Annotated in this window: 9 protein-coding genes and 1 other RNA gene; 5 read left to right on the top strand and 5 right to left on the bottom strand. The window is 37.9% G+C overall.

From position 1 onward, the window contains the following. A partial coding sequence (locus ABX784_RS13585) for a glutathione S-transferase family protein (protein ID WP_372655599.1) occupies window positions 1-604 on the bottom strand: 604 nt, incomplete at its 3' end. A gap of 119 nt (window positions 605-723) precedes the next feature. Between ABX784_RS13585 and ABX784_RS13580 the strand changes: the two genes are divergently transcribed. The 4 genes from ABX784_RS13580 to ABX784_RS13565 all read left to right on the top strand — a co-directional run bounded on the left by ABX784_RS13580 (window position 724) and on the right by ABX784_RS13565 (window position 5,759). Further along, window positions 724-2,070 (top strand): MATE family efflux transporter, encoded by a 1,347-nt coding sequence (locus ABX784_RS13580; protein ID WP_372655598.1) that lies wholly within the window; start codon window positions 724-726, stop codon window positions 2,068-2,070. A gap of 100 nt (window positions 2,071-2,170) precedes the next feature. Further along, window positions 2,171-3,850 (top strand): trypsin-like serine protease, encoded by a 1,680-nt coding sequence (locus ABX784_RS13575; RefSeq protein WP_372655597.1) that lies wholly within the window; start codon window positions 2,171-2,173, stop codon window positions 3,848-3,850. Next, a complete protein-coding gene (locus ABX784_RS13570) occupies window positions 3,825-4,577 on the top strand; it encodes a siderophore-interacting protein (protein WP_372655596.1) in 753 nt (250 codons plus the stop codon). The genes ABX784_RS13575 and ABX784_RS13570 overlap by 26 nt, the downstream gene beginning before the upstream one ends. Window positions 4,578-4,679: 102 nt before the next feature. Beyond that, a complete protein-coding gene (locus ABX784_RS13565; protein ID WP_372655595.1) occupies window positions 4,680-5,759 on the top strand; it encodes a hypothetical protein in 1,080 nt (359 codons plus the stop codon). On the opposite strand, the gene ABX784_RS13560 is transcribed toward ABX784_RS13565, so the two are convergent. The 4 genes from ABX784_RS13560 to ABX784_RS13545 all read right to left on the bottom strand — a co-directional run bounded on the left by ABX784_RS13560 (window position 5,756) and on the right by ABX784_RS13545 (window position 8,476). Next, window positions 5,756-6,253, bottom strand: coding sequence for a GrpB family protein (locus tag ABX784_RS13560; protein WP_372655594.1), 498 nt, complete (start codon window positions 6,251-6,253; stop codon window positions 5,756-5,758). The two genes, ABX784_RS13565 and ABX784_RS13560, sit on opposite strands and share 4 nt — an antisense overlap. Further along, window positions 6,254-7,591, bottom strand: coding sequence for a hypothetical protein (locus tag ABX784_RS13555; RefSeq protein ID WP_372655593.1), 1,338 nt, complete (start codon window positions 7,589-7,591; stop codon window positions 6,254-6,256). Further along, the gene (locus ABX784_RS13550; protein ID WP_372655592.1) at window positions 7,581-7,907 is read right to left on the bottom strand and encodes a hypothetical protein; all 327 of its coding nucleotides are present in this window, start codon (window positions 7,905-7,907) and stop codon (window positions 7,581-7,583) included. The genes ABX784_RS13555 and ABX784_RS13550 overlap by 11 nt, the downstream gene beginning before the upstream one ends. 170 nt (window positions 7,908-8,077) lie before the next feature. Then, a complete protein-coding gene (locus tag ABX784_RS13545; RefSeq protein ID WP_372655591.1) occupies window positions 8,078-8,476 on the bottom strand; it encodes a DUF1304 domain-containing protein in 399 nt (132 codons plus the stop codon). A 119-nt stretch (window positions 8,477-8,595) separates the two neighbouring features. Here ABX784_RS13545 and ssrA point away from each other — a divergent pair. Next, window positions 8,596-8,953: a transfer-messenger RNA gene (ssrA, locus tag ABX784_RS13540) on the top strand; the annotation flags it as partial.

Here is an 8,953-nt window from a genome sequence, read left to right as displayed (position 1 = left end):
TTACATTAAAGTCCCTAGGGACAGAGCCTTGCACATAAGGTTGTTCCATATGTGCAAGACATATTTTATTTAGTTTTGGATAGTTTGCTAGAATATTAGTTTGAAAATAATCATCTAGAAACTTCGTCCTTTGTAGGACTGGGAGTATACAGGTATCGGTGAGAGTGAAACCTGAAGGATCGAATGTTGAACCTCCTGAAGCATGTTCTTCAAGTCGTCCAAGTTGTTCTTTAAATAACTTAATATTCTTTTCATAAATTTCTTTTTCCTTTGCTGCCATGGCAGCGAATTGAGTCATTGTTAGGGCGGAACAAAACTCAGACCAGGCCTTAAGCTTGGCCTTCTCTAGAGGATCTTTTGGGAGGAATTCTCCTCCGGTAATCTCATCTAGAAATTCATTGATGACAGCGCTTTCAAAAAGTATTTCATCACCAACTTTTAAGCAGGGTACCTTTCCAAGAGGAGAAACTTCCAGAAACCACTCAGGCTTATTATTCAAGTCGATGTGTGTGACTTTGTGTTCTATGTCTTTCTTCAAAAGAGTAATTATTGACCTTTGAACAAATGGGCATAAATCAAAGCTTATAAGTTCTAGGGTTTTCACTACCTCTCCTTATGAAAATCTAGAATTAGTATATGAGAGTTAAAAGTAGGCAGTGTTATGTCTAAGTAATTCGTTTGTTAAGATTGTGCAAACTTCTTCTAAGGTGCTATAACTCAGTCATGAAAGCACGTTTGACGCAAGGGGATATCGGCAGTCAACTAGTCTCTCTCGCAGGGCCTATGATCTTCGGTGTATTCTCAATAATTATATTCAACCTCGTAGACACTTATTATATTGGTAAACTTGGACATAGAGAGCTAGCAGCTGTGGCCTTCACATTTCCTATTCCTCTAATGGTAGGAGCTGTTGCCTTTGGTATCGGAATTGCCGCTACTTCATTTGTTTCTATGGCGCTAGGTTCTGGAAGATCGGATGAAGTATCCCGCTATGCTACTGATAGTCTTTCCATGGTTGTTATTCTCGGAGTCATTCTTGTCATTGTAGGAGAGCTTACAATAGAGCCACTCTTTCTCTTTATGGGAGCGCCAAAAGATCTCATACCACTTATCGCAGAGTATATGCGTGTTTGGTATTTATCTATTCCTCTAATTGTTGTTCCTATGACTGGTAATAGTGTAATCAGAGCAATGGGAAATACAAAGTTTCCAGCTATGGTAATGGCAGTTGCTGGCCTAGGTAACTTTATATTTGATCCAATCTTTATTTTTGGTTTTGGACCTATCCCTGCAATGGGACTTCAAGGTGCCGCGGTTGCGACAGCACTCTCTCGCTTCTTTACATTGATTGCAGCGGTCTATGTTTTAAAAAAGAAATATAATGTGCTCACAAGTCCGTTTATTCCTATAAAAAAACTCTTAGATAACTGGAGAAAGATCACTCAGGTTGCCTTTCCAGCATTCTTAAATAATTTAGTGAACCCAATTGCTATGCTTGTGCTGACTAAGCTTGTGGCCTCGCACGGAGAAATTGTTGTGGCAGGCTTTGGAGTAGGGACCAGAATTGAGGCACTCTTTTCAATTGTTCTAATTGGTATTGCGGCCTCTCTCTCTCCTTTTGTGGGGCAAAATTATGGGGCCAAGAAGTATTCACGAATTAAGACCGCGCTTTTTATGGCGAATAAATATTCCTCAATCTGGATCTTTATTTGTGGACTATTACTTATGTTCTTCTCTAAGAATCTAGTCTCTGTTTTTAACGACAATCCTAAGGTGATTGAAGTCGCTAGTACTTATCTAAAAATAATGATCTTCTCCATCATAGGGCTTGCTCTAATGCAAAACTCTGTGGCCTCACATAATTCTATTGGTAAGTCTAAGACTTCTTTATTGATTAATCTTTTAAGAATCTTTGTTATCCATATCCCTCTGGCAGTGATGCTAGGAAGTCTATACTCGTATGAGGGAATCTATTGGGCCGGATTTATCGCTAATATTCTGGGTGGATTAATCGGTACTGCCTTTTTAGTTAAGTTAGTTAAGAGTTTTCCAGAAGATAGCCCTGCATAACTGTATGTAATTTAGACACTTTAGCTTTGCAAATAATACATGGTTCACTCAATTTACTACTAGAAATGCTATAGTGGGCTGGAATTCATTAGGAGCATTTGTGCAGTTAAAACTTACACTTACATTCTTAGTTCTACTTACTTCATGCAGTGGAAGACTTGAGTCCATCTCATCAGAGAAGGCTATCTCTTCTAAGATCTTTGGTGGAGAGAGAGTTGATGATGGTAAGTGGCAGAGCGTGGTCTCTATTTCTAAATTAGGGGCCGATGATAAGGTTGATAAGAGTTTCTGTACGGGGACACTCATAGATGAAAAGACCGTTCTAAGTGCCGCCCACTGCTTTAAAAGAAATAAGCTTTACTATATTAATGGATCTGTTATCACTACAGATAATATCGATGCTACAGAAAGAACTTATACGAAAATTAAAGATATTAGAATTCACCCAAATTACTTAGGCGAGGACTCACCATTTGACTTTGCTCTTATTGACTTAGAGGAGAGTGCAGGAGTCGATGTAAGCAATTTGATTTCTCCTAGCTCTACAGGAGTAGCTTCTGAGGGAAGTGCTGTTGCACTAGTTGGATTTGGTAAGATTGAAGATGGAACTAATGGTGTAAAGTTTGAAGTCGAAACAAATATCAGAGAAGACTTAGGAGATGAGTTTATTGCTGGTGGAGATGGAAAAGATACATGCGCTGGAGATTCTGGTGGACCAGTATTTATAAAGAATAATAGTGGAGATTACGAGCTCTTTGGAGTGACTTCAAGAACGCCCGACGATGCCAATGCTTACTGTGGTGATAAGACTATCTACGGTAAAGTATCAACAGCTATGAAGTGGGTAAGAGCAGAGAAGATTATTGACCGCGCTCTAGAGTTAGATTCTCTTGAGTCTATTGAGCTTCTTAAAAAAGCAAAACTAGAACTTCCAAAGTACTTTAAAACCTATAAGCTTCTTGGAGAGCTCTACTTAAGAAATAATATGCTAACTGAAGCCGTTAAAAATTTAATGGCGGCATCTTCTCTCAATCCTCAAGACGTAAAAAGTCTGAATCTTCTTAGAGAGGTCTATATTGAACTAGGTAATGAAGAGGCCGAAATCAGTATCCTTAGAAGACTGCTTGTCCTGGAACCAAGTAACCAGCTGAACTTTAAGAGACTGGAGTCTCTTGGAGAGAGAAGCGCTGCTGAGATCGCTAGAGGGATAGGTTATTTTAAGATGGGAAGTAATCACTTCGCGATAATGGATCTTGAAGCTCATAAGGAAGATTCAAGTGCGGCCTTTTTACTCGCATTTTTGAAATTTAAAGAAATGGATAGTGAAAGTGCTCTTGAGCTTTTAAGAGGGATTCCTAGTGATGATCTTGCAATTGTAGATCTAAGAGATAGTCGTGGTGATACATTTCTTATGACGGCAGTATTTGAAGATAAGAAAGATATAATTAATGAGATCCTGCGCTTTAAACCAAATCTTAAACTCTTAGATTCTTATGGTAATAACCTTGCCCAGGTTGCCTGGTGGGCGAGAGGATTTGATCTCGTAAAATTATTTGTCTCCCTTGGGTTAGAGTGGAACCCAGATGATTACTTTGATCAATTCATGGTATTTCTAAGAAATGAATATATCGATGAAGTTAGATTTATGCTTGAAATGGGCGTAGATCTAAATATAGTAGGGCCAAGAGGCGAAACAGCGATTAATCTAGCTAGAGAAACTAAGAACCAAGAACTTATTGAACTAGTAGAGTCCTATGGCAAAGAAAAGAGTATTAAATAAAAGTAAGATATTAAATTCATCACTTATAACTCCAAACCTTAGACGGCTCACCGTCGATATATCACAATTAAATCACATAGATCTAAAAGACCGTGGGGGCTATATAAAGCTCTCAGTCCTAGATGAGAACTCTCAAGAAGTGATGAGAAGTATCTCAGTTGCAACTGTGGATATGGACAAGCAAGTGTTCTCTGTCGATTTTGTAAATCATGGTGGAGCAGGACCGGCCGCTAAGTTTGCAAGAGAAGCTAAAGTTGGTGATGTGATGCCTTTCTATGGACCAGGGCCTAGAAGAGATATCAATCAAGAATTAGATGAATTTATTCTAATTGGAGATATGACTGCGTTTCCTGCGCTAAAGGTTCAACTAGAGCTTATGAGTGAGAATAAGCTATCTAAGAGGGCCCATATTATCCTTGAGGCCAAAAGTAGTGAAGACTTCAATTACTTTAAAGACTTACAAGAAGTAGAGAATTTCAACTTCACTTTCATTGAGGGAGACTTCACAGCTAAGAAGCTTCTAGAGAAGTTTAAAGAAATCAAATTAAACTCAACTCAAAAACTATCTCTATGGTGCGCTGGAGAGAGGTTAGCTATTAATGAGATTAGGCAATATCTTAAAGAGCAGTCTGATCTAGATTTTGAAGAGAAGTACACTAGTAGCTACTGGCAGTGTGGACTCAATCAGAATGAGCACTCTAAAGTTAAGAAAACTGATCTTGTTTAAAATCAATATTTCTAATAACTTAAGGGCCGTCTAAATATCATACGGCCCTAGTCATTTCTTCACTGCAGCTCTATCTCTACTTACTTTGACATAGACTTGGGCATGCGAAATTTTCTGACACTATTATCAATTCTCTCTACCTTCTGTGGCAACTTTGCCCAAGGGGCGGAAATTGATTCATATAGAAATGTTGAGTTCCTAGCTGATGGTACAAGATTCTTGGATCAAAAGATTAATAGTGCACTAAGAAATGCCGTTGCTGAACTCAATGAAAATGAAGTCGTCTGTCCGGTTGATCCAGTATCAGCAGAAGAGACATACGATATTGTAAAATCTCATATCTCTAGCCCCTTTATCGGTCACTCAATTGCCGTTGATATTGATGAATCAATACCTAGTAATATGATTGTAAAAACAGAATTTGATTTTTCCGTATATTCTAGTATTACTTGGCTTGAGGGAGTTTCCTTAAACCTTAAAGGTCTACTTGGCGTGATGAATCTTGATGGTAGAAGAGTGGGCGTTGATAAGATTGGCCACTTCTTTGTTGAGGGCTTTGGATTTTTTAGGCGTGCATATATAAAAGAAGAGGGCAGTGTAGAGTCAGCCGTTAGATGGGGAAAATTTACTGAGAACTCTTACTTTGGTTTAACGACGACTGGTGTTTATTCTAATGCTGATTTAGTAGCAAATTATAATGGGATGAGATTTTGGAATATGCTCTTTCTCTTTTCTGATGATCCTGCTTTTAAAAATAAAAAGACTCGCTATAAATTAAGGCCATATCTAAAGTGTAATAATTCTAAGTGGAAGTTAAATAAGAGATTTGGAATTAGAATGTTCTTAGATGATAGTTGGGATGAGAGCTTAAACTGTAATTACTATGACTCAGAGAGAATTCAAGAAGCTGTAGTTCATGCTGAAGCTATTTACTTAGGGCGTAATAAGTTAATTGAGAGTGAGGGGCTAGTTTGTCCAAGAGTATCTAGGTCATGTCACTATGAAAAAAATAAGTACGGAGAGTTCGCAAAGGATATCTTACACGAATCATGCTTTGATAAAGAAAAGCAACACCGTGTTGATGCCGATGAATTTAATACTTCGATTCTTCCAATCATAAATGGAACTCTATTATTAAATGATTATACTGATTTAATTAATAATAGTGTTTATAGGTATTAAAGAGCAGTTAGGATGACGTCTATCAGAGCAGACTTCTTAGATTCATAACTATCAGCATCTTTTGAGAATTCAAGCTTACTCGCTTCATAACTCTTTGCCGCTTCTTCATTCTTATTTAAATAATCTCTAAGATCTAGAATATCATCAATTCTAGGATCACTCTTCTCATAGATATAAATTCTACTTAAGACAGTACCATCATCTTTACTCTTTCTTTCAAAGATCATTCTCTCAGGGCCTTTCTCTTCTTTTACAAGAGTTAGTCCAAGTCTATTAAATTCATCTTCAAAAATACTTATGCCATCAAGAGTGTGGGCAATGCAGAGTATATCTAAGACGGGAACTGCTTTTATTTTACTAATTGCAGTTGATCCAACATGATGGATATCGATGCAGTTATTTCTTAGAACCTTTTCCAGTGCCTTGCACTCCTTAAGGTAGAACTCCTTATACATAGGAGTATAAGGAAGAAATTGAATTTTACTTTGAGTCATCTATAATCCGTCTTTACATGTTTGCATTGTTTTAGCAGCATCTTCATCGAAACATACATGAATATGATTATCATGACCACGCATTCTTCTTGCCTTAGTTGTTCTTCTAATTGCAGGGTCGTTAAAGTAGATAGGAGATCCTCCGGCCTTCTCTAGAAGTTGAATAAATCTCTTTGTCTTGTCTTGACTATATCTCTCCCAACCGTACTTTAGTCCATTGGTTGTATTGTCATCATTTGCTCTAAATGGGCGAAGGTCAATACAGTCTCCAGATCCATGGGTGCTATGGCTTCTCCATGATTTAGGATGGTAGAGGTCTCCAAACATTGCTTTACAGCCAGGCTCAGTACATTCCTTTTCCCACTTCTTAAGCACTTGAGTAAAGGCACAAAGAGCATTTGGTTTTAAGTAGGCATCTGAGTTTGCTTTATCATCACCTCTGTAGTGAATACTTCCAAAAGGACCTGCTCCATTTTTATCTATTGGAACTTTGACGAGTTCTTTTCTTCTTTCAATAGGAGTATTTCCTCTCCAGCTTTGATGGGAGGGAACGACTTCTAGGTCCGCTAGTTTGAAGTTTGGATTATCTTCATTGAAGCTCTTAAGTATTCCACTAAAGGCATCTATTTGCTCATCTTTAATTGGAAGAGCTCCATCAAAGAAGTTACATTCTCTAAAGTTTACATAATTAGATTGTAGCTCATTGCTATCATCATCAATGACAGTCATTTCATATTTAGAAAAGCAAGTCTCTTCTTCACCATCTTTAAGCTCTTCATCTGGAATACAGCAGTTTCTTACTTTAAACTTTCCGTTTTCCATATTTAATTTAATATAATAATTTCTATCAGCATCAATTCCAGGAGTATCGTAGATAAGGGAATCTTTTTCTACTGCAAAAGTATATTCATCAACTGATCTAATACTTTTTAGGCTCATCCATCCCTTGTCATTTTTCTTAACTCTAGTTTGTCTTCCTGTTCCAAGAGCAACACTTTTTATATTGTCACTTGATCTACCTTTTGTTTTATTTTTGAGTTCATTTTCTGCTTTTATCGAAGGAACAGTTAGAACCTTTACAGGGACTCTACCATTTTCAGAGCCTTCAAATTGCTCATAGACTTGTGGGTCGATAAAGACGATTGATCCTCTTGGAATATATCTATCTTTAATATTGGCATTTTTTAGATTTCTGAAGTTCTCATACATCTTATCGCCCTGTCTGTATTCATCACTTACATAGAAAGGTGGAAAATCAACTAGGTCCTCATAGCATTCGTATTCGGCCATCGTAGTGTTAATAAGAAGTATGAATGTTAGAAAGAGTTTAATCGCCACCAGTTATTTCCATGTTGTGAGTGCATATATTTTCTTTGTTTTTATATAATTGTATTTTAATTTTTCCGCCGTTAAAGGTGTGGGCCTCATCAAACCACTTCATCAATTCGACGTTGGCAATTTTATCTTTACCAATATCTGACTCTAAGGTTTTGGAGTAGTCCTTTCCTTTAAGGTCTTTTCCAGTATAAGTGAACTTCATGTGATCTCCGTCCTTAAACTTCAGGCGTCCGTATTCACCGTCGTGGATGGAGAGAGTCATAGGGAGCTTGGTCCAAGATTTCACGGGGATAGCTTTCTTTCCGACAAAATTCATGCCACTTAGCTCCCCAAAAATTTCAGATGGGTGGCATGGTTCGGCCGCATGTGCTTGCAACAAAAGTAGGCAGAATGTAGTAAATAATAACTCTCTCACGAGAGTCTTATCGGAATATTTATGAAAAACTTTATAAGCTAAGCGACTGATATAATTAGTTTTACTTATTGTTAATTTATGAAGTTTTGAATTTGGCTTGTGAGGTCAGACCTAAAGTTGAAGGTGAGAAAGAGTGCAATGAGAGCGGGGGCCGCTTGTATAAAGAATATTTTTCTTGAGATACTAATTGCTCCGTAGCAACCGGCAATGATCATGCAAAGTAGAAAGAAGACAATAAACTCAAAGCTTGTGTTTCCATCTGTGTAGAGTCCGTAGAGGAGTCCGGCACCTAGAAAGCCATTGTAGAGTCCTTGATTGGCGGCCAGGCCCTTAGAGATCTTTGCTTTCTCTAGAGTATTGCCAAAGATTTTAAGTCCCTTTGGTTTATCCCATAGAAACATCTCAAGAATAAGAAAGTAGAAGTGGAGTAGGGCAACTGCACCAGTGAAGATCTTGGCGGCAAGAATCATAGAGTCATCCTTTGTTATCTCTATTTTAACCTACTTCTCATTTTTATCAAAATAGCTCTAAGCTCTTAAATAGACTTACATTTATGCTTCTGTTATAATGAGATATCACATAATTTTATGGGGGTGCCCTGGTTTCGACGGGTTTCTGGAAATTTTGTGGGCGTGCCCAGGCTGGTGTCCAAGGTCCTGGTAAAAAGGAGACCAAACCATAATTGCTGAATCTAACGATTACGCTATGCCAATGGCTGCTTAATAAGCAAAACCATAAAGCATGAGGGTCTTGCACCGATAACAAAAAGCAAGAAACCTTGTTAAGTCGGCAAATAAAAACGGGCTTGATGGAACTGCCATGTAAACCATCTCAAAAAACAAATGGGGTTTGCTGAGGTCGCGTATTTCAGACAGTCTTGTCTACTGACGATAACCGTAGACTACGCACGTAGTCCGCTCTATAGAAAGAAATTCGGACGCGGGTTC

Origin of the sequence: Halobacteriovorax sp. (assembly GCF_041587335.1) — a bacterium.
Taxonomy (GTDB): domain Bacteria; phylum Bdellovibrionota; class Bacteriovoracia; order Bacteriovoracales; family Bacteriovoracaceae; genus Halobacteriovorax.
The sequence above is the reverse complement of the archived record's forward strand: the minus strand, read 5'-3'. Positions and strand labels throughout refer to the sequence as shown.